The organism is Cronobacter sp. JZ38, assembly GCF_008932145.1.
GTDB classification, from domain to species: Bacteria; Pseudomonadota; Gammaproteobacteria; order Enterobacterales; family Enterobacteriaceae; genus Cronobacter; species Cronobacter muytjensii.
In genome coordinates this window covers 2,937,588-2,958,622 of sequence record NZ_CP017662.1, presented here as the reverse complement: position 1 = coordinate 2,958,622, position 21,035 = coordinate 2,937,588, and the positions used below count along the sequence as shown (strand labels likewise).

General features: G+C 56.2%; 20 protein-coding genes, 1 tRNA gene and 1 pseudogene. 8 read left to right on the top strand and 14 right to left on the bottom strand.

What is annotated here, in order from left to right; translation table 11 throughout:
* Positions 1-13 precede the first annotated feature (13 nt).
* On the bottom strand, positions 14-673 hold the full coding sequence (yccA, locus tag BJP61_RS14125) for an FtsH protease modulator YccA (protein WP_007664775.1): 660 nt from the start codon (positions 671-673) through the stop codon (positions 14-16).
* 259 nt (positions 674-932) lie between these two features.
* Between yccA and BJP61_RS14120 the strand changes: the two genes are divergently transcribed.
* From BJP61_RS14120 to BJP61_RS14100, 5 genes are all read left to right on the top strand, one after another.
* Positions 933-2,558: an ABC transporter substrate-binding protein gene (locus tag BJP61_RS14120; RefSeq protein ID WP_161581767.1), complete on the top strand. Its 1,626-nt coding sequence runs from the start codon at positions 933-935 to the stop codon at positions 2,556-2,558.
* Positions 2,559-2,715: 157 nt separating this feature from the next.
* Positions 2,716-2,803 (top strand) — tRNA-Ser (locus BJP61_RS14115).
* Between the two features lie 312 nt (positions 2,804-3,115).
* Positions 3,116-4,696, top strand: a complete 1,581-nt coding sequence (gene tssA / locus BJP61_RS14110; protein ID WP_171998577.1) for a type VI secretion system protein TssA — start codon at positions 3,116-3,118, stop codon at positions 4,694-4,696.
* 22 nt (positions 4,697-4,718) lie between these two features.
* Positions 4,719-5,174 carry a type VI secretion system baseplate subunit TssE gene (gene tssE / locus BJP61_RS14105; protein ID WP_038863744.1) on the top strand — a complete coding sequence of 152 codons (456 nt, stop codon included), beginning with the start codon at positions 4,719-4,721 and terminating at the stop codon, positions 5,172-5,174.
* Positions 5,175-5,197: 23 nt separating this feature from the next.
* Entirely contained in the window at positions 5,198-6,532 is a 1,335-nt protein-coding gene (locus tag BJP61_RS14100) for a VasL domain-containing protein (protein WP_171998576.1), read from the top strand.
* A 143-nt stretch (positions 6,533-6,675) separates the two neighbouring features.
* On the opposite strand, the gene BJP61_RS14095 is transcribed toward BJP61_RS14100, so the two are convergent.
* The 4 genes and pseudogenes from BJP61_RS14095 to BJP61_RS14080 form a co-directional block, all read right to left on the bottom strand.
* Positions 6,676-7,974: a cytoplasmic protein gene (locus tag BJP61_RS14095; RefSeq protein ID WP_171998575.1), complete on the bottom strand. Its 1,299-nt coding sequence runs from the start codon at positions 7,972-7,974 to the stop codon at positions 6,676-6,678.
* A pseudogene (locus BJP61_RS14090) lies at positions 7,959-9,158 on the bottom strand (anaerobic sulfatase maturase). Before BJP61_RS14090 ends, BJP61_RS14095 begins: the two are co-directional and overlap by 16 nt.
* 84 nt (positions 9,159-9,242) lie before the next feature.
* A complete protein-coding gene (locus tag BJP61_RS14085) occupies positions 9,243-10,751 on the bottom strand; it encodes a sulfatase-like hydrolase/transferase (protein WP_171998574.1) in 1,509 nt (502 codons plus the stop codon).
* Positions 10,752-10,770: 19 nt separating this feature from the next.
* A complete protein-coding gene (locus BJP61_RS14080; protein ID WP_038863709.1) occupies positions 10,771-11,559 on the bottom strand; it encodes an outer membrane protein OmpK in 789 nt (262 codons plus the stop codon).
* Positions 11,560-12,025: 466 nt separating this feature from the next.
* On the opposite strand from BJP61_RS14080, the gene BJP61_RS14075 reads away from it, so the two are divergent.
* Positions 12,026-13,723, top strand: a complete 1,698-nt coding sequence (locus tag BJP61_RS14075) for an aryl-sulfate sulfotransferase (RefSeq protein WP_161581761.1) — start codon at positions 12,026-12,028, stop codon at positions 13,721-13,723.
* Positions 13,724-13,793: 70 nt separating this feature from the next.
* On the opposite strand, the gene BJP61_RS14070 is transcribed toward BJP61_RS14075, so the two are convergent.
* Together BJP61_RS14070 and wrbA are read right to left on the bottom strand one after the other, a co-directional pair.
* On the bottom strand, positions 13,794-14,021 hold the full coding sequence (locus tag BJP61_RS14070; protein WP_007726489.1) for a YccJ family protein: 228 nt from the start codon (positions 14,019-14,021) through the stop codon (positions 13,794-13,796).
* Between the two features lie 21 nt (positions 14,022-14,042).
* Positions 14,043-14,639, bottom strand: a complete 597-nt coding sequence (gene wrbA, locus BJP61_RS14065; protein WP_038863705.1) for an NAD(P)H:quinone oxidoreductase — start codon at positions 14,637-14,639, stop codon at positions 14,043-14,045.
* 85 nt (positions 14,640-14,724) lie between these two features.
* Here wrbA and BJP61_RS14060 point away from each other — a divergent pair, with 85 nt between their 5' ends.
* Both BJP61_RS14060 and BJP61_RS14055 read left to right on the top strand, forming a co-directional pair.
* Positions 14,725-14,949 (top strand): hypothetical protein, encoded by a 225-nt coding sequence (locus BJP61_RS14060; protein ID WP_161581760.1) that lies wholly within the window; start codon positions 14,725-14,727, stop codon positions 14,947-14,949.
* Positions 14,950-15,039: 90 nt separating this feature from the next.
* Positions 15,040-15,213 carry a general stress protein gene (locus BJP61_RS14055; protein WP_032981312.1) on the top strand — a complete coding sequence of 58 codons (174 nt, stop codon included), beginning with the start codon at positions 15,040-15,042 and terminating at the stop codon, positions 15,211-15,213.
* A gap of 88 nt (positions 15,214-15,301) precedes the next feature.
* Here BJP61_RS14055 and rutG read toward each other — a convergent pair whose 3' ends face one another.
* Genes rutG through rutA form a run of 7 tightly spaced genes read right to left on the bottom strand, consistent with a single transcriptional unit; the run spans position 15,302 to position 20,748 of the window.
* Positions 15,302-16,636, bottom strand: a complete 1,335-nt coding sequence (gene rutG / locus BJP61_RS14050) for a pyrimidine utilization transport protein G (RefSeq protein ID WP_038863702.1) — start codon at positions 16,634-16,636, stop codon at positions 15,302-15,304.
* A 17-nt stretch (positions 16,637-16,653) separates the two neighbouring features.
* The gene (gene rutF / locus BJP61_RS14045) at positions 16,654-17,154 is read right to left on the bottom strand and encodes an NADH-dependent FMN reductase RutF (RefSeq protein ID WP_171998573.1); all 501 of its coding nucleotides are present in this window, start codon (positions 17,152-17,154) and stop codon (positions 16,654-16,656) included.
* A 9-nt stretch (positions 17,155-17,163) separates the two neighbouring features.
* On the bottom strand, positions 17,164-17,754 hold the full coding sequence (locus BJP61_RS14040; protein ID WP_161579346.1) for a malonic semialdehyde reductase: 591 nt from the start codon (positions 17,752-17,754) through the stop codon (positions 17,164-17,166).
* Positions 17,751-18,554, bottom strand: coding sequence for a pyrimidine utilization protein D (gene rutD / locus BJP61_RS14035; RefSeq protein WP_171998572.1), 804 nt, complete (start codon positions 18,552-18,554; stop codon positions 17,751-17,753). Before rutD ends, BJP61_RS14040 begins: the two co-directional genes overlap by 4 nt.
* The gene (gene rutC / locus BJP61_RS14030; RefSeq protein WP_007726498.1) at positions 18,554-18,952 is read right to left on the bottom strand and encodes a pyrimidine utilization protein C; all 399 of its coding nucleotides are present in this window, start codon (positions 18,950-18,952) and stop codon (positions 18,554-18,556) included. The genes rutD and rutC overlap by 1 nt, the downstream gene beginning before the upstream one ends.
* Positions 18,953-18,961: 9 nt before the next feature.
* The gene (rutB, locus tag BJP61_RS14025; RefSeq protein ID WP_161581758.1) at positions 18,962-19,660 is read right to left on the bottom strand and encodes a pyrimidine utilization protein B; all 699 of its coding nucleotides are present in this window, start codon (positions 19,658-19,660) and stop codon (positions 18,962-18,964) included.
* Complete coding sequence (gene rutA / locus BJP61_RS14020) at positions 19,660-20,748, bottom strand: pyrimidine utilization protein A (protein WP_171999337.1); 1,089 nt, start codon at positions 20,746-20,748, stop codon at positions 19,660-19,662. The genes rutB and rutA overlap by 1 nt, the downstream gene beginning before the upstream one ends.
* Positions 20,749-21,035 lie beyond the last annotated feature (287 nt).

The following is a 21,035-nucleotide window of genomic DNA, read 5'->3' as shown; positions in this document are numbered from 1 at the left end:
CTTCAGCTAACCATTAGTCGCGGCTTGCGAAGCCCAAAATGCTCAGCAGGCTCACAAAGATGTTGTAGAGCGAAACATACAGGCTGACGGTCGCGCGAATATAGTTGGTCTCGCCGCCGTGGATGATATTGCTGGTTTCAAACAGGATCGCGCCTGAAGAGAGCAGAATAAACACGGCGCTGATCGCCAGATGCAGCGCAGGCAGCTGTAAGAAGATGTTCGCCACCATGCCGATCAGCACGACGACCACACCCGCCATCAACATACCGCCCAGGAAGGACATATCCTTGCGGGTGGTGAGCACATAGGCGGAGCAGCAGAAGAACACCAGCGCGGTGCCGCCGAGCGACAGCGCGATAAGATCGCCCATCCCGGCAGACAGATACGCATTAAGCATCGGCCCCAGGATATAGCCCAGGAAGCCGGTGAAGGCGAACGCCGCGATGATACCGCTCGGCTTATTGGCCAGACGGTAGGTCAGGAACATCAGACCGTACATGCCCACCAGCGTCAGGATCAGGCCCGGCGAAGGCAGTGCCAGTACGGTGCTGGCGGTCGCGGTGATCGCGGAAAACGCCAGCGTCAGGCTCAGCATAAAATAGGTGTTACGCAGAACCTTATGGGTGCTAAGCAGCGACTGTCTGTCGCGCGCAGAGGTAATTAAGCGATCCATGAGTAGTCTCTCATTACAGGTGTTTAGTTTCCGAGCATAGAAGGTTGCACGCAACGGGGAAAGGGCTTTTACCCATCTTTACGCTGCTTTATTTCTCTAAAAACAAGGACTCAGAAAACGCATTTATATCATAAAAAACGGTCGGCTCCGGCGTGCTTTCAGATCCCCCTCTTATATATGACGTAAAACCGTTGCGCGAAAGCCGGCGCGCGTCTATCTGTGTTAACGACATATCACAACAACACACAAGGCGTGGAAAATGAACGTAAAACAGAAAGCTCTGTCTTTTTCTCTCATCGCTGCCGTCATTTCGGGCGCATGCGCGACGGCGTATGCGGCGCAGGTGCCGGCAGGCGTTGAGCTTGCTGCAAAACAGGAACTGGTGCGCAACAATGGCAGCGAACCTGCCTCGCTCGACCCGCATAAAGTAGAAAGCGATGTCGAATTCAATATCATCAGCGATGTTTTCGAAGGGCTGGTGGCAGTGCGTAAGGATGGCTCCATTGAGCCGCGGCTTGCGCAAAGCTGGGAAAACAAAGACAACACCGTCTGGACGTTTCATCTGCGCAAAGGCGTGACCTGGTCCGACGGCGAGCCCATTACGGCGGAAGATGTGGTCTGGAGCTGGCGTCGTCTGGTTGACCCGAAAACCGTCTCGCCTTACGCCAGCTTTCCCGGCAACATGAATATTGAAAATGCCGCTGAGATAGCGAATGGCAAGAAACCGGCGGACACGCTGGGAGTCAAAGCGCTGGATGACAACACAATCCAGGTCACCCTCACGCAGCCCACCGCGGCGTTCCTGTCGATGCTGGCGCACCCGTCGCTGGTACCCATCGATAAAACCGCCGTTGAGCGTTTCGGCGATAAATGGGCGCGTCCGGAGCATTTTGTTTGTAGCGGCGCGTATAAAGTCATTGACTGGGTGGTCAATGAAAAGATTGTAGCCGAGCGTAATAAACGCTACTGGAATGATAAAGAGACGGTGATTAATAAAGTCACTTACTTGCCGATCGCCGCTGAAACCGCAGATCTGAACCGCTACAAAGCGGGTGAAATTGACATCACCAGCACCGTGCCGCTCAATCAGTTCGCGCAGCTGAAAAAAACGATGCCGGAGCAGGTGGACGTCTCGCCACTGCTTGGCACGTATTATTACGAATTCAATACCAGCAAAGCACCGTTTAACGATCCGCGCGTGCGCCGTGCGCTCAACATGGCGCTCGATAAAAATATCATCGCAGCGAAAGTGCTGGGGCAGGGGCAGCGACCGGCGTGGGTGGTCAGCCAGCCGGAGATTGGCGGTGTAAATATCACTCCGCCGGAATATGCCAGCTGGCCGCTGGAAAAACGTATCAGCGAGGCGAAAAAACTGCTGGAGGCGGCGGGCTTCAACGCACAGCATCCGCTCACGTTTAACTTGCTTTATAACACGATGGAATCGCACCAGCGCATCGCCATTGCGGCGAGTTCCATGTGGCAAAAAAATCTCGGCGTGGTGGTAAAACTCCAGAACCAGGAGTGGAAAACCATGCTCGATAACAAACACACCGGTAACTTCGACGTGGTGCGCTACGCGTGGAACGCCGATTATGACGATGCCTCGACATTTCTGAACAACTACCGCACCGGCGACAGCCAGAACACCTCGCGCTACACCAACAAAGCCTATGACGAGGCGCTCGCGAATGCGGCGAAAGCGGCTGATGTCACCGCGCGTGGGACGTTTTATCAGCAGGCGGAAACCATTCTGGCTGACGACGTGCCCGCGATTCCGGTTTACCACTATGTTCGCACCCACATGGTGAAGCCCTGGGTTGGCGGTTTTTACTCCAGTAACCTGGGCTTTTATTACACCAAAGATATGTACATCAAAAAACATTAACCCCGGGCGAGCGCCGTAAGGGTCGGTAAAAATGCTGCAAATGTGATCGTTGTGCCGATATTTCAGTCGATTAGCGCGCTTTTGGCTGTTTTTAAGGCAATCGAACACATTCGGGCTTTACACGGCGCAGGGGGATGTTTATAGTTCGCGTCATTGCGGAAGTGTGGCCGAGCGGTTGAAGGCACCGGTCTTGAAAACCGGCGACCCGAAAGGGTTCCAGAGTTCGAATCTCTGCGCTTCCGCCAACCAATTTAAGGGGATGCCGAAAGGCGTCCCCTTTTTCATTTGGAGAGTTTCTTTCCGCGCTTTCTGGCGTTTCCTGTCAGGCGTTTCTTAACGTCTTCCTGCAAGTTTGTTACCAAAGACAATTCCTGTGTCGCGCAAAGACAACGTGTGCGCGCGCTAACGCGCGCGCTGTCCGTATAGTCTGTTACATCTGCCTGACGCCTTGCGCTTGTCAGCGCCTCGTCCGCGCGTAGCATCTGCTGCTCAGTGAACTATTCCGCCGCGCGGCGGCGGGGCAGAGCTATCACCGGCGGGTTTCAGGGAGAGAAACAATGGCATCGCTGCAAACGGTTATAGAAAGTTGTCAGGCGAGCGCGGAGGAACTGGCGCCGCAGGCGCAGCAGCGGCTCGCGCTGTGGGAAAAATGGCTGCAACCTATTTTCGACCATAATCCCACGGGCGACGATCCGGGTTACGACGACGATTTCCAGCAGATCCGCGAAGAAGTCAATAAACTCTCCGGCGCGGATACCACGCGGGTCGGCGCGCTTGCGGAAAAAGTCCTGATGACTGCCGCGAAAGATCTCCGCGTCGCCACTTATTATGCCTGGGCGCGGCTGCACCGCGACGGCGAGGCGGGCTTTGCCGAAGGGCTGGAGTTGATAGCCGCGCTGCTACAGCGTTTCGGCGCAACGCTTCATCCGCAGCGTGCGCGACGTCGTCAGGCGTCGCTTGAGTGGCTCGCGGGTTCACGCGTGCTCGACAGTCTTTCTGTCTGGCCCGAAGTCACCCGTGAAGATGCCAGACGTACCGCAGGCGCGCTGCTCCTGATTGACCAGGCGCTGGCGCACGACGAGGCGGCGGCGCGCCCGCAACTTGCCGCGCTCTATGGCGCGCTGGAGGCCCGGCTGATGAAAGCGGGCGGCGTTGATGCCGTTGTGCCCCAAACCACCAGCGACGCCCTTGCCACCCATGCCGCGCCGGCCATCAGCGCGATCGCCTCAGGGCGCGATCTGCTGGATCAGGGCCGCCTGCTTGCCGACTATTTGCGCAATCAGCCCGACGGCTGGCTTGCCGCGCACCGGCTGATGAAATGCCTGCGTCACGACACACTCCACCAATTGCCGCCGCTGTCAGACGACGGGCGCACCCGCATTGAGCCGCCAAAGGCCGACCAGCGCGCGCTGCTAAAACGCCTCTGGCTCCAGCAGAGCTGGCCCGAGCTGCTGGAGCAGGCAGACAGCCTGTTTTCACGCGGCGCTAATCATCTGTGGCTTGATGTGCAGTGGTATATCCACGAAGCGGTGCTGAAATCCGGTCAGGAGACGCTGGCGGGGATTATTCGCGCCGATCTGAATGGCCTGCTGAACCGCCTGCCGGGTCTTGAGACGCTGACGTTTAATGATGGCACGCCGTTCGCCGATGAGGTGACGCAGCACTGGATCACGCAGCAGGTACGGGAGGCGTCGCCCGGTCAACATGAGATGCCTGCTGCCGACACATGCGGCGCGGGCGACGACGAGGTGCTACAACTGGAGCCGGAAGCCATTGCGCTCGCTGACAGCGAAGGCGTTGACGCCGCGCTGGGCTGGTTACAGAGCCGGCCATCGTTGACTTCAACGCGTCAGCGCTGGCTGTTGCGTCTGCTGATGGCGCGTCTTGCCGAGCAATATGGCAAAAATGAACTGGCGCTGCATCTGCTGGCTGAACTGCAAACAGCGGCCTCGGCCATGACGTTGCCGCAATGGGAGCCTGCGCTGCTGTTTGAGGTGAGCGCCCGGCGGCTGCGGCTGCTGCGCATGAAGGCCGGGCGCAGCGATACGGATAAAGCGCGCCTGCATGCGGATATGGAACAGCTGCTCGCGACGCTTATCGCCATTGACCCGGCGCGCGCCGCCGTTTTGTGTAGTTAAGCCTGTTCAGGGAAGGAAAAACATGCCCGAAAGCCATCACACGCCGTCGCTTTATGAAATCCTCTACGGTAATTTCGCAGGTGGGCTGGCGCTGCATGACGTCAGCGAGGAAAACCAGGTCATCCTGTCGGTGCTCGACAATATGCAGCGTATCCTCAATACCCGCGCCGGTAGCCTGAAGCATCTGCCGGACTACGGCCTGCCGGATATGACCAAAATCCTCCAGGGAATGCCCGGCACGGCGCATGAACTTATCAGCACACTCTGTGCCGTGCTGCTGAAATATGAGCCACGCCTCAAGCGTCTCAACATCGCGCTGCTGGCGCAAACCACACCAGGCGAGCTGCGCTACGCTATCGACGCCGAGTTGAAAGGCGTCGGGCTGGTGCGCTACGGCACGGAATTTATGCCCGAAGGGCGGGTACTTATCCGCCATCTTAAACAACAGCAATTAATGGATAACCGGGCCGCACTTTGAGCGGCTTTTCCGACAGGGATATCATGAACACCCCTTCTGAACGACATCTCAAAACCGGCGGCGATCCGCGTCTGCTGCCGGACTACGCCGCGCTGCGCGAAGAGCTCAGCAAACTCACGCACCCGGCGCGCCCCGATGTGGACTGGCGACGGGTCGAACAGTTATCGCTCTCCCTCTTTGAGCGCAACGGCGTCGAACTGCAAACCGCCGTCTGGTATACGCAGGCCCGCCTGCGCCTGCTGGGCTTGCCTGGCCTCAACGAAGGGCTGGCGATTCTGGCGGCGCTTATCGCGCACCAGTGGGGCAACCTGTGGCCGCAGCCAGTACATGCGCGTATGGAGATCTTAAGCAGTTTCAGCCAGCGCGTGCAGCAGACGCTGCGCACCTTGTCGCTGCGCTATGCCGATCTCGGCGCGCTTTATCAGGCAGAGCAGCATCTCTCGTCAATGATTGCAGTGCTGGCGCGCCTTGAGCTTAAGCATGTGAGCCAGATGGACGCGCTGCGGGCGCAGTTTCAGCAGGCCGCAGCGCGGCTGGAGAGCGAAACAGGCGAGGGCGACGCGCGGGCGGCGGATGTCGCGACGCCGCCGTGTGATGAGTCTTCTGACGATGCGCGCCGTGTTTATGTCGCCGCAAGCCTGGCGGCATCGCCGGAAATGCCGCGCCGCGCTATCGATAAAACTCGCCTGAAACCTTTCCTTGCCGGCATGCTGACCATGCTGGTGGCAGGCGGCGGGGCGCTGCTCGGCTGGCAGGCGTATCAGCGTCCCGACCCGCTGGCGGCGCAGGTTGCGGCGTCGCTGGATGCATGGCCGAAAGTGGCGACCGGCGCCGTACTGACGCCTGAGCGCGGGCGCGGGCTCGCTCCGCAGACCGTTTTCGCGCCCACGCGCCAGCGTCTGGACTGGCTTGCGCGACTGCCGCCGGATCGCAATATTCGCTACGGTGGTGAACTGGTGCGCCAGGCGGACGCGCTCTGGCCGCAAAACCCGCAGGCGCAGGCGCTTGCGCGTCGGTGGCGTCAGCAGATGAGCGCGGCCGCGCTGCCTTTACAACATCTGGATGGCTGGCATCAGGGCATGACGCAGCTCGATCAGCTCGCCGCGCGGCTCAACGCGCTGGATGAGCGGCGCGGCAAATACCTGACAGGCAGCGAGCTTAAAACCATGGTGTTTAACATTCGTCAGGCGTTTGACGCGATGCCGCCTGCCGAGGAGCTGCTGCGTCGGATGGCGGCGCAGCGTCAGCAAGGCGCTGTTCCCGAGGCGCTGCGCGTTGAGACTGAAAGCCGTCTCAGTCAACTGCTTTACCGGTACGTGTTGCTCACGCCTGATACGCCTGACAACACCGCGCCGTAACGTGCGGTATGTCTGTGCAGGGTAAGACGCAACAGAGAAAGACACCCGTCGCGCACTGGTTAAGGTTTTTTGTCTGTTCAGCGCGTAAGACGCCGCTAAACAACGCAGTGACGGCTTAAAAGCGAATTGATCCCGAAGCGGCGCTACTCTCGGCCCTGGTTGTATTCCGCTACCAGACATTCCAGCGCCGCGCTGACGTTCGCCGGGGAAAGGCGTACCAGCTGCGGGTAAAAAGGGTGGTGATACACAAAATCGATAAAACGCCGCGCAGGCTGGAGCGTGGCGTCGCGTAACTCACTGAGACGCTGCGCGCCGGTCAGGCTGCATACGGCCATTTGGTAGTCGGGTTGAGAAAACGTGCGCCAGATGTCGTTCCAGATAATATCGGACGCAATCACTTCAGAGCGATACGGCTGCTGCGGCACGCGTTTTCCTGCTTCGTGAACAAAAGCGATATGGCAATGACCACTCAGGATCTCCTCCCGGTTTGCCATCAGGCAACCCCCATAAAGGAAACATTCATGCTCAAGATAATGGCGGGTATACAACGCGGCATTGTCGGTCAGCGATTTAACGACTTCAAAATGGCGGTAAGCAGCAAGTACCGGCTTAACCACAGTGCCGGCATCGTTAACTTTTAAGCGCGCAGCCCCATAACGGGTATCGAAAAGAAGATCGCGCCGCCTTATCTGCCTGTCTTTCGCGAAAATCCTGGCGATAAGGTTTTCGTTATCGATGTGTTCTTCTTTATCAGCGCGATAACGGTAGTTTTCCGGGATTGCAGCGCCGGGCGGCGCATAGTTGGTTGTCAGCGCGATAACCTGATGGCTCGCTTTCTCGGCGGTTACCACGACGTAAAGGCGGTTAGCGGAGTGATTAAAGCCCAGCGTAAAGGTGGCGGTCGCGAAAACCGGATTCAGGGAGCAGACGTGAACTGAGGCAGACGCAATACGGGCGGCAAAAGCCAGTTGATGAAGCGCACGCCCGAAGGTTTTATTGCTGATCTCACTGGCTGCGCGAAAGTCACACAGCCGCCCGCCTGTACGAATCAACTGCGCGAGTGGTAAAAGGTGAGGGGCCACGTGCGCCTTCTCATACCAGACAAATGTAGAGCGACAGCCTGTACAAAGCAGGCGCTGTCGTCCATTTTCGGCATAGCCGTTACGGATCAGGCTATTGCGTCCCCCGCAGCGTGGGCAGGCCCGGATCACGCCCTGATAGTTTCTGTTTACCTCAGCCTTAAATGCATTCAGCGCGGCTGCGCTAATCACCGGAAAGGGAAAACCACACGCCTGGCAAAGGATGTTTTCGCCGCGCTGCAAATAAGAAGGGCTGCCCAGAACACCAAAATTCTCGCAGCCAAACGTCTTACAGGCGTTCACATTGCTGGTCCGAAAAAGCGCGGCAGCCTGCATTATCGAGCCTTTCAGGCGATCAGCCATTTGATCTCCGCCGGGGAGCGTCCGCTTTGTGAAAGCGTTTTCAACATCAGCATATAAGGGTTGATGTAACTGAAAAACGCCTGATACCCCTCACAAAACCAGTTGCGGTTTAGCTTGCCCTCCGCAGAGGGCAGAATGCGGTGTTTCGGGCAGCCGCCGTAACAGGCAAACCGGTAAGGGCAACGGTGGCATTCAGCCGCCATAGCATGTGCTTTCGCGCGTGAAAAAGCCTGGTTTGCATCGCCGTCGCGGAGTGCGGCAAGCGGGGTGGAGTGGATATTGCCGAGTTTATAGCGGGGCCAGACATAATGGTCGCACTGATACACATCACCGTTCATTTCCATCGCCAGCGCGCTGCCGCAGCGCTCTGCGAAAACGCAAATTTGCGCAGGCAGGCCGCACCAGGCGGCGAACGCCTGATCAAAAAGCTGAATGCTGATGTCGCCAATATCCCGCCGTATCCAGGTGTAAAAAATCGTTTTTAAAAAGACACCGAAGGCATCACCTGGCACTGACCAGGGCGCAATAGCGGCGTCTGCCTGATCGTCAGGGGACACCAGAACGCGGTTTTCGGCTGCCAAAGCATGACGCTCCAGCAGAGGAATAAACTGCATATCGCGACTGCCGATGCTCCGAAGGTAGTCATACACGCGCAGCGGATGGTGAACGTTAATATTGTTCACGACCGTCAGGGTATTGAATTCAATATGGTGCTTTATAAGCAGACGAACCGCGTTTTCCACGCGGTCGTGCGTCGGTTTCCCGGAGCGGGTTTTACGCCATGCATCGTGCAGCTCTGCATCGCCATCAATGGAAAGACCGATTAAAAAATGATGTTTGCTTAAAAAGCGGCACCATGCGTCATTGAGTAACAGCCCGTTGGTTTGCAGCGTATTGATTATCCGTTTTCCGCAGGAATATTTTTCCTGTAAAGCAACGGCGCGCTGATAGAAATCGAGACCGGCAAGGGTTGGCTCACCGCCTTGCCAGGCGAATATGACCTCGTCGGTCTGCTGCGCTTTAATATGTTGTTCAACGAATAATTCAAGGGTCGCGTCATCCATACATTTTTGTTGGCGACCCGGATAAATCTGCGCTTTTTCGAGGTAAAATCAGTAATCACAGTTTAGATTACAGGCCGCGCCTACCGGCTTGACCATGACATGGCAGCTTTTCTTTATCACTGTATTTTCTCTCACAGGAAAACTCTGCGGCGATTCTGAACCACCACGCCGCAGAGCAGGTGGGTAAAACCTGAGCAGTGAAACTTAATTCCAGTCAACCGGCTCAGGTTTTTCTCCACGGGCGCGCATCAGCGAATCGTTATCGATATCGTTTTTATAGCGCGTAAAATCTGCAATGAGTTGTTTCTCAAGGTCTGGTTGTTTGCCAAGCAGGTTATTGACCTCGCCAGCATCCATTTTCAGGTTATAAAGGTATTTCGGTTTAGCGTTACGGTCGAAAATCATTTTCCAGTCACCTTCCCGGATGGCCCACATATCCGTCGGATCGTCCTGAAAAGGCATATCAATTGACCAGATAAGCGGTTTCTGACGCGTAAGCATTTTCCCTTCCAGTATGGGCCTGATTGATTCGCCATCGATAACGCGATCGGTTGGTAAAGGAAAGTGCAGCATGTCAGCAAGCGTCGGCAGCACATCCAGCCCGGTAACGGGTGAGTCGGAAACCGTTCCCGCTTTAATATGGCTCCCGTATTTGATAATGGCTGGTACGCGTATACCGCCCTCCCAAAGATTATCCTTCCGGCCCCGTAATCCGTTGGTTTCGCCTGCCATATTTAACTCATACCATTTGCGCGCTTCCCGCGTGACCGGCCCATTGTCGCTGGTAAAGAGGATAATAGTGTTATCCTCTTCCCCCATTTCCTTAATTTTTGCGACCACTTTACCGACCTGTTCATCGAGGTAACTGATATTCGCGTAATATTCACCCGTGCCCCGCCAGGGTTTATCCGCCCAGTCGGCATAAAAGAGATCCTGATGCTGGCGTTCATATTCCGACATATAGCTTTTGTACATATCGAGATATTTTTGCGGGGAGGCGAGCGGGGTATGAACTTCGGTAAACGCGACGTATAAGAAGAACGGTTTATTGTCTTTGCGGCTGTCGAGCCAGTGAATCGCCTCGCTGCTAACCAGTTCACCGCTCATCTGTTTAACCGTGCCGATGGGTTGACCATTACGATAAAAACCGTTGGGATACACCACGCCATAGCGCGGGCGCGTTTTTACTTTATCGAGATCGCTTGTGACAAAGCCTGCTGCGTTCACCAGAGAATAATCAAAACCCATATCTTTGGCCTGCGGCTGATCGGTACGGTCAGCGCCCGCATTTAAATGGAGCTTGCCCATCATCGCCGTGTCATAGCCCTGTTCTTTTAAATAGCTGGCGATCGTTTTTTCATTACGGCCCAGCGCCACATTTTTTCCACCGGAAGGGATCCAGGAGCGAATCCCGGTACGAAACGGCGTGCGCCCCGTTAATAAACCCGCCCGTGAAGGCGAACAGAGCGGGGCCGGGGCGTAATATTCCGTAAAGCGCATACCCTCCTGCGCCAGGCTGTCGATATTGGGCGTTTTGACAATCGGATGCCCATAAACGCCGGTATCACCGTAGCCAAGATCGTCCGCCATAATAATAACGACGTTAGGCCGTTTAACGGTGGTGTCAGAGCCCGGTGTCGGGGCAGGAGATTGTGCTCCGGCGCTGGCGGCCAGCATCAGGCTCACCAGGCTTGTCAGCATTCGCTTTTGCATAATGTTTTCCTTATTAAAATCAAAACTCATAGCCCAGCATATAAATCATCTGATCGCCGAAACCGTCATACCCCAGCTTGTTTTTGAAATAGCGCCAGGTGACGCTCGCTTTAAGATGCGGATAAAACTTCCATGTCAGCGTTAAACCGCCATTAATGCCGTTAGCGCCATGCTGCTGCTCTGCATAGGCGTCGTTACGATCGAATTCAAATTCATGCCAGTCTGATAACACAAAAGACTCCTCCCACAGCGAGAAGAAATACGCGGTCGTCCATCCTGCGACATAGCCGTTGCGCCCGCTGGCGCTTCTGCCGCCGAGCCGTTGTGAGTAATAATCGGAAGATTGATTATGAAAGGCGAGGTAAGGCTTAAAAAATCCCCATTTACCGCTTAAGCCCAGGTAGCCCAGGCCATACATCATATCCAGATCGTCGCCCCAGGTATTATCAAACTGACCGTAAACTTTTCCCATCAGGCTCACGTCGGAGCTGAACAGCCGAATATGTGTCTGTGCGGACAACACATAGTTCTGGCCGGAAATGTCGTGGTTCAGTACATTATTTTCATAAAACGAGTAAAATTCGCCTTTATCAAAAATGGCGCCAAAATCTGCGGTCAGTTTCCACACCTCGCCACGGTGGGTATTTTCAAACCCACTATTCCAGTCTGCATATCCTGCATTCAGGGAGCCGTAAGCGTTTTTGATTTCAAGGTCCAATGCGTTTACATGGCTGGCATGTAATAAAATAACCAGAGTGGTAATCGGAACTAACGTGCCTATACCTCTGCGTATTATTCCTAAAATCATTCTATGAACGTCCTTATTATCGGTAAGCATTCGCAAGAAATCATAATGAGTACGGCTTATTATGTTTGTGATAAAAATCACAGGTGAAAATAAGGGGGCGTTTATAAAGGGGGAAGTGTCAAAAAGTGTTGGTTTTAAACTGATATCTTATTGAAAAGGTTACGGGTTTGTTTTTCATTATTTAGTCACTTTCATGGCTGTTTTGCTGGGCGGTAATGCATTTTCTTATTTTCTGAGATTTGTTGTTTTTGTGGTGAGAGTAACGGTTCCAGTTACAAGAATGAATAAAAATTTTCTTCATCGATAGCACCTTGATTGAGCATATACCCATAAATCAATAAGTTTTCATAATATTTATTGTGTGTCCGATGAGTGATATTGAATGTGAGAACTGTCATGCCCGTTATAACGATGGGTGAGCTGCGTTAGTTTTATGATGAGCTTTATTATCAATAAGGAGTTTGCTATGGCTGGTAACTTAAACGTTCTGCCCCTTCCTCGTCCGCCTGTCAATCAAGGAATTGATACCGCAAATGCGACTGTATTAAATCATAATAGTATTTATTCAACGTTGATGACTCAGATCACGTCAGAAAACACTCAAAGAAATGCCGTTCTTACACTAAACCCTTATGGCACCGCGCCACTGAGTCTTTATGTCGGTATATGGGCTAATGAGGCTGATTCGGTGCAAATTACGGTAACCGATGAAAGTGGTAGCGTTCCTTTACTCACTTTTCATCAGAATATCGTTACTGGTCCAAATCTGGTTCCAGTTTCAGGTCTTGTTGCAGATAAAGTAAACATCATTAGCTTAACGTCGACGTCTGGTACCACAAGCTGGTCAATGCTTACAGCACCCCTCCCACCTGGTGATGCTCAGAACCCTGACGGGCATAACCTTTTCCCTCAAGTGACTCAAAAAACACCGGTGACCGATCCTTCTCTCCTTGCTGATGGCGTTTATTTTGTATCATGCTTCGATCGCAATAATATTGCGCTTGATTACCAGGCCAATATTCGATGGTTTACTACCAAGGATATAGCATCAAATAATTTACTACGTATCGCAAATGGTAATTTTTTGTCGTCGGCAATCGCGCAGAATAACTATTTAGAGATGTATGAGTTTGATATGGTTGGGCGAGTCCATACTGTCTATAAACTGGATAATGCTTTGCATCATTCGTTATATCAGCAAAGTAACGGGGTGCTGGTAGGGGCATCTGAGTATGCGCCCGGCACTCGACCAGATGGCGGAAAAAGCATAGAGGATGGTGTTTCTGTTATCGACCTTTCAACAGGCTTAGAGATTCGCTATTACGATATGGTGAAAGTCCTCGACCCTGGGCGTATTACACGCCCCTCCAATCCCCCCTCTACCGACGGTACTATAGACTGGCTTCATGTAAATCAGGCCTATATCAATGAAACCAATAATATTCTTGTTACCTCCGGGCGCAATCAAAGTGCTATATTTGGTATTAATGCAGATACTGCGGAACTTGTGTTCATTATGGGGGCTCATGAAGACTGGTCCTCAGCATTTACAAACTACTTGCTGACGCCGGTAGATAGTCAAAATAACCCACTCTATGATTTCAGTGACCCGCAGCAAGTGGCTGCCGCTAATTTATCTTTCTGGAACTGGGGGCAACATAATGTTCTCGAAATCCCTAATAGTCATACTGGCCTGATTGATATTTCAGTTTTCAACAACGGTAATTACCGTGCGAGTACCGACGATAAGAGCCTTGAGCCATGGAAAAACCAGAGCCGCGTAAGTAATTATCGTATCGACATTAACGCCCGGACGGTGCAAAAGCTGAGCGAATATTATTCCGGGCCTGAAGGTTATAGTAGTTTATGCGGAGCGAAGCAGATTATGCCGAACGGTAATCTGGTGGTTTGTTATGGCGGAGCCACTTTCGATGGCACCGGCCTTACCATGACATGCGATCCTGGCTATAGCGACGTGGATTACGGTGTCTGGGATGACAGCGCCGAAGGAAAACTACCGCTCAGGGAGCTCGACGAACAAGGCAATATTCTGCTTGATATCACTATTGGCTCAGGGTTAGCACGAAGTAAAAATGATGATCCGGCCATGTTTCGGTACAACATCACTTGTTTCAGAGCTTACAAGTTACCGCTATTTGGCTAAGCGAAATATGCCGCTGCGTTTGCCGCAGCGGTGACAGCGCGGCCCTCTGCGCAAACAGAGGGCCGAAAGGTCAGACGTTTTTACGTTCGATAGTCTGTTCGCCCCAGAAGAGCGAATCCGCATCGGTTTTCTTGAAGGCCCGAATCAGCACCTCATCGCTGCCTTCTTCCCAGATTTTCTCGGCCATCACCTCGTCATAGTCGGCCACTTCGAAAATCGCTTCGGCGATTTCGGGCGACGTATTACGCAGGCTGGCCCATTCCCCCACGTGATGGGATTTCGATTCTTGTGTCGGCATGATTTCCTCCAGTGAAGTGAGTTAGCCTTTCAGTTTGACAGCGAGGCCCGCAACGTATTCGCCCTGATAACGGGCGATAGCCAGCTCTTCCGGACTGGGCTGACGCGAGCCGTCACCGCCTGCGATTGTGGTCGCGCCGTAAGGCGTTCCGCCGCGAACCGTGGAAATATCAAACAGCTCCTGCGCCCCGTAACCGATAGGCACAATGATCATTCCATGATGAGCAAGGGTAGTCCATGTTGAGGAGATAGTGTGCTCCTGACCGCCCCCGGTACCGGTGGAGCTAAAGACGCTGCCCAGCTTGCCGTACAGCGCGCCGGAGGCCCACAGGCCGCCCGTCTGGTCGAAAAAGGTGCGCATCTGGCCGGACATATTGCCGAAACGGGTCGGGGTGCCGACGATAATCGCGTCGTAATCCGCAAGCTCCTGCGGCGTAGCGACCGGCGTGTCCTGCGCCTTACCGCCCGCTTTCGTGAAGGCTTCCGCCTGCATGGTTTCCGGAACGCGCTTGATAGTGACCTGCGCGCCCTCAACCTTTTCAACGCCTTCGGCCACCGCATGGGCCAGCGTTTCAACATGCCCGTACATGGAATAATAAAGCACCAGAACTTTCGCCATCAGCTTTGCTCCTGTCTCAGTGTTTGCCACAGCCTGTATCGCTGCGCTCATCATTAAAGGATATGCCGCCACGGGCAGAGTGCAAATGACCAGCCAAAAAACCTTTGAAAATAAGAATTTACCTGAAGAAGGGCGATTTGTAGCATCAGGTCACATTTTTGCGGCGGCGAATTTTTCTAATCATAAGAATGCCTTATTAATCGTTTCGTCAGATTCATCGTCGAAACGCCAGATTGATGTTGCAGAATGTTTCAGGAGAGTGGCGAGCGGGCGCGCCCTGGCTAAGCTTTTAATCACGCGGCAACGATAACGGCTCCGGCCAGATGCCGTGAGGTGAAAGAATCCTCTTTTACTGAATGCAGTATGATGTCTAATGATTCACATAATCTGGAGGTCAGAAATGGCAAACCATCGTGGTGGTTCAGGTAATTTCGCAGAAGATCGTGACAGAGCATCAGAAGCAGGTCGTAAAGGTGGCCAGCAGAGCGGCGGGAACTTCAAAAATGACCCGCAACGCGCTTCCGAAGCTGGGAAAAAAGGGGGTAAAAACAGTCATGGCGGCGGACGTAGTTAGCGCCACGCATGACCGTTATTAACCGCCAGCGCTGAAAAGTACGGGTTAATAACCACCCTCTGACCGCCGGGCACTCCCGGCGGTTTTTTTATGCCTGCGAGGGCGGGTCTTGTGGAGCCAGTCGCGCATCCGGCGCGGCCTGACGACGGCTTAACAGCGCGTTTAACGCAATGGCCCCGAACGTCGCGGTACCGATGCCGCCAAGCGTAAAGCCGCCAAGCGTCAGCGCAAAATCGCCCGCGCCCAGTACCAGCGTCACCGCCACCATTATCAGGTTGCCATTCTGGCTGAGATCCACATGGTTCTGCACCCAGATGCGCGCGCCCGCCACCGCAATCAGGCCGAAGACCACAATCGATGCGCCGCCGATCACCGGCCCGGGAATCGTATGGATAAGCGCGCCGAATTTCGGTGAGAAGCCGAGGAGGAGGGCAATCATGGCCGCCGCCACAAACACCAGCGTTGAGTAAACTTTGGTGACCGCCATCACGCCGATATTCTCTGCGTAAGTAGTGACGCCGCTGCCGCCCACCGCGCCGGAGAGCATTGTCGCGAGCCCGTCGCCCACAAACGCGCGGCCCATATACGGGTCCATGTTGCGCCCGGTCATGCCCGCTACCGCTTTCAGGTGTCCGAGATTTTCCGCGACCAGAATCACCGCCACCGGCGCAATCAACATGATTGCCTGCGCGTTGAAGGCCGGCGCGGCGAAGTGCGGCAACCCGAACCACGCCGCCTGGGCGACGGGCGTGAAGTCGACCGGTTTGCCAAGCCCGAGCACATTGGTAAACAGCGCATAGAGTACCCAGGCGGCAATCAGCCCCACCAGGATCAGCAGCCGCTGCACCATGCCCCGTGTAAATACCGCCACCAGCCCAATGCACAGCACCGTCATCACCGCCATCCAGCCGTCAAAGGCGCTCGCGGAGACGCCCTTTACCGCAATCGGCGCAAGATTAAGCCCGATAGCCATCACCACCGCGCCGGTCACCACCGGCGGCATCAGCCTTTCAATCCAGCGCGTGCCCGATTTCATCACCACCACGCCAATAAGCGTGTAGAGCAGGCCACAGGCGATAATGCCGCCGAGCGCCACGCTCATATTCGGGTTCAGCCCCTGGCCACTGAAACCCGTCGCGGCGATCACCACGCCGACGAACGCGGCGCTGGAGCCGAGATAGCTCGGCACCCGGCCGCCGGTTATCACAAAAAACAACAGGGTGCCGATACCGGACATCAGAATCGACAGGTTTGGATCGAGCCCCATTAAGAGCGGCATTAACACCGTCGCGCCAAACATCGCCACCGCATGCTGCACCCCCATCACCAGCGTCTGACCGGCGGAGAGCGTTTCATCGGGAGCCACCACGCCGCCAGCGGGGCCGGCAGCTTTACGCCAGTGAGGAAACCAGGAATTGGCCATGTTTATCTCCTGTGGAGCTAAGAGGCGAGCCCGCAGACGGGCCGCGCCAGAGAGTGATAGCTGCGGTCGAACCAGACCAGACCGTGCGTATCGTCGGTGCGTGCTATCTCCAGCACGCGGCACAGCAGCACATCATGCGTAGAAACCGGCACCACCTGTTCCATGCGACAGTCGAACGAGACCACCGCGCCTTCGAGCTGCGGACAGCCGGTGACGCCACGTCGCCAGCGGGCCGCGGCGAAGCGCTCCTCCATCGGCGTTTTGCCGCCGAACAGCCCGGAGAGCGCCTCATGCCCGGCGGCAAGCGTATTGACGCACAGCTGTCCGTTAGCCTGGAATACCGGCCAGACGGAGGCGTTGCGGTTAAGACAGACCAGCAGCGTCGGCGGGCTGTCCGTTACGCTACATACCGCCGAGGCGGTAAACCCCGCGAGACCGGCGGCGCCGTCGGTGGTGACGATATTGACCGCCGCCCCGAGCCGCGACATCGCATCGCGAAAAGCCTGTTGTTCACTCATAGCGCCTCCTTAAATGATCGCGCACGTATCGTCAAAGGTGAGCCGCGGCAGGCGCGGATGCAGTCTGGCGGTATCGCCATAGCCGATATTGATAAGCAGATTGCTTTTCCAGGTCGTGCCGCTGAAAAATTCAGCGTCCACCGCCGCCCGGTCAAAACCGGACATCGGGCCGGTGTCGAGCCCCAGCGCGCGACAGGCCATAATCAGATACCCCGCCTGAAGCGAGCTGTTGCGAAACGCCGTCTCTTCGGCCACCGCCGGGCTTGAGGTAAACCAGGCGCGGGCGTCGGCATAGGGGAAAAGCTGCGGCAGCGCCTCGTAAAACTCGTGGTCCCAGGCGACGATGGCGGTCACCGGCGCGCGCATCGTTTTCTCCACGTTGCCGCTCAAAAGCGCCGGTTTCAGGCGCGCTTTCGCCGCAGGCGTTTTCACGAACAACAGCCGCCCCGGCGAGCAGTTGGCAGAGGTCGGGCCGAGTCGCACCATGTCGTAAATGTCGCGCAATTGGTCGTCGCTCACCGGCGCGTCGAGCCAGGCGCTGTGAGTGCGGGCGTCGGTAAATAACGTGGCGAGCGCGCTGGCGCTCAGGGCTTCGCTCATACGGTCTCCTTGTGGGGCCCGGCAACAAGCGCCGCGAGCCCGGCTAACAACAGGGGGGTAAAAAGGGACGCTGCCGCGACGTTGCAGGCGTGCGCGCCACTCTCCATCACCGCCAGCTGGCTGTGTGGGAGCGCTGCCTGCAATGCCTGCGAGCAGGTCCACGGCACCAGCAAGTCGTCGCGGGCGCAAATCAGCTGTACCGGTGTGGTGATGCTGGCGGCCCGCTTGCGGTAGTCGGCGCTTTTCAGCGCCCGGAGCCTGCGCAGCAGGTTTTCGGTGCCCTGAAAATGCGCGTTATGCAGCGCCTCTTCGGCTTCAAGCCGCGGCTGGTTTTCTTCAGCCCACGCGGGCGGGTAGAGAAACAGCGGCTGTGCGGCAACGTAAGCCGCCGGGCCGCTGTCCAGCAGCAGCCGTTCGCGCGCGTCGAAGCAGCGGCGGGTCCAGGCGCTCAGCGACAGCCAGCCGTTGACGATAACCAGCGCGCTGACCGCCTCCGGGAACGCCAGCGCCAGCTCCATGCCGACCAGCCCGCCAAGCGCGTGGCCGAGCACCGCGTAGCGCCGCACGCCGTGGATAACCAGCGCCTGGTGAAGCTCCCGCGCCATATCGGCAAGCGTATAGCCCTCGGGCAGCGCGTCAGGGTTTTCGCCGGTGCCGCGCTGGTCATACACCACCGTCTGGTATGCGTAACCGAGCGCGCTCTGCTGCGCGAGCCAGTAGCCGCCAAGCCCGCCGAGACCAGCAATCATCACCACCACAGGCGCGCCGGGAAAGGGCGCCTCGCCGACGCGCAGTTTCATCACGCGCCTCCCGCAGGCCCGATATGGGCCACGCTCGCGATTTCCACCAGCGCCTCCGGCTTCACCAGCCCGCACTGAATGCAGAAGCGCGCGGGTTTATCGCCGGGGAAAAATTCTGCGTAGATCTCGTTAATCGCGGCGTAATTTTTCCAGTCGGTAATAAAAATCGAGTTGAATGTCACGTCCTCCATCGTCCCGCCCGCGGTTTCGATAACATTCCGTATCGTCTCCAGCACGTGACGGGTTTGCGCTTTTGGGTCGCCGGGGTACACCACATTGTTGGCCTTATCAAACGGCAGCGTACCGGAGACATACACCACGCCGTCCGCCAGCGTGCCGGGCACGAACGGCGCGATGGGTGTCGTGGTGCCGGGGGGAATAATGACCTGTTTGGGCATAAAGACTCCTTACGCGATGCGGGCCAGGGTGGCGGGGGAGAGGGCGTGACAGAAGCTCTGCACGTCGCTGACCCAGCCGAAAAAGGTTTCGATATTAAACAGCGCGGCCTGCTGGGCGAACGGCGGCCCGGCCTGGTGGGTGGCGTCTTCCAGCACCACGCCGAAATACTCCAGGAAAAAGCCGTCCCGCAGGGTCGACTCCACGCAGACGTTGGTGGCGATACCGGTAAAGACCAGGTGACGGATATTGCGCGCGCGCAGCATGCTGTCGAGCGGGGTGTTAAAGAAGCCGCTGTAGCGCGGTTTCGGCAGCACGATATCGCCAGGAAGCGGTGTGAGTTCATCCACCAGTTGGTAATCCCAGCCGCCTTTCGCCAGCAGCTTGCCGTACAGCTCCGGGCGGCGGCGCATGGTTTTCAGCGCGTTCGATTTATGCCAGTTCGGCGAGCCGGGGCCGCCTGCTTCGAGATAGTCGCTGTCCCAGCCGTTCTGAAACCAGACAATCGTCATGCCCGCCTCGCGCGCGGCGGCGACGGCGGTTTTGATGTTGGCAATGACCGGCGCGGTAGCCGAGACGTCAAAACCAGCGAGATCCAGATAGCCGCCCTGGCTTGCGTAGGCGTTTTGCATATCCACCACAATCAGCGCGCCCTGCTCCGGCGCGAAGGTGAGCGCCTCGGGGCGCGCCGCCAGATTGATAGCGTTCATCACGCCACCTCCTGCGTCACGCGCAAATGATCGCGACAGCGCATCAGCGGCTGAATATGTTCGCCAAAGGCGTCAATGCCGGTCAGGAAGTCGTCAAACGTCAGCAGCACGCCTTCGGTGCCCGGTACGGCGGCGACTTCATCAAGCATCCGGGCGACGCTCGCGTAAGAACCCACCAGCGTGCCCATATTGATGTTGACCGCCGAAGTCGGGTCTGCCATCTGGCGCACGTTGGTGTCACTGCCTGAGCGGGTATCCTTCTGGCTCTGTTCGGTCAACCAGGAGAGCGCCTCTTCATCGGCACCGGCTTTGTAATGTTCCCATTTCGCGCGCGCCGCCTCGTCGGTTTCGTCGGCAATCACCATAAACAGCACGTAGGAGCCGACACCGCGCCCGGCTTCATCGGCGGCGGCTTTCATGCGCGCGGCGGTGGGGGCGAAGGCGGCAGGCGTGTTGACCCCTTTGCCGAAGCAGAAGTTGTAATCAGCATATTGTGCGGAAAACGCCATGCCCGCGTCGCTCTGGCCTGCGCAGATGACTTTCATCGGCTGCTGTGGGCGAGGGCTGACGCGACAGTCATTCATGGTGAAGTAGTCGCCTTTAAAATCGCTCTGGCCGGTGTTCCAGAGATCGCGCAGCACCTGAACATATTCGGTGAGATAGTCATAGCGGCGCGCGAAATAATCGTCGCCGGGCCACAGCCCCATCTGCTCATATTCCGGCTTCTGCCAGCCCGTCACCAGGTTAACGCCGAAACGCCCGCCGGAGATGGAATCAATCGTGGAGGCCATGCGCGCCACAATGGCGGGCGGCAGCGTGAGCGTGGCGGCGGTGGCGTAAATCTGAATACGCGAGGTTACCGCGGCGAGGCCCGCCATCAGGGTGAACGACTCCAGATTATGATCCCAGAATTCGGTTTTACCGCCGAAGCCGCGCAGTTTTATCATTGAGAGCGCAAAATCGAACTGCTGCTGCTCCGCCTTCTGCACGATGGCTTTATTAAGCTCAAACGTAGGCATGTATTGCGGGGCATGGGTGGAAATCAGCCAGCCGTTATTGCCGATAGGCACAAAGACACCAATTTTCATCACGAACCTCTCTTTTGCGGATAAAAGAACCGTCGCGTGGCGTTGCTTCCTGCACGTCCCGTGCCGCGCTCAGAGGGTGAATTGCAAAGCGAATGCCAGTTTTTAAAATGCCTTTGTTATCATTGTGTTGCTTGTGTGTGTAAATTTTGGACGCTAAAAACCGGACTAAACGGTCAAAAACGTTGCACAGAAAACAGGCAGCGTTGCGCAATCAAAGTGCAGATGGCGCGCCGCGGGTCGAGCCGCCGCCGCGCTTTTGCTATGCTTGAGCAAAACATAAGGAGAGA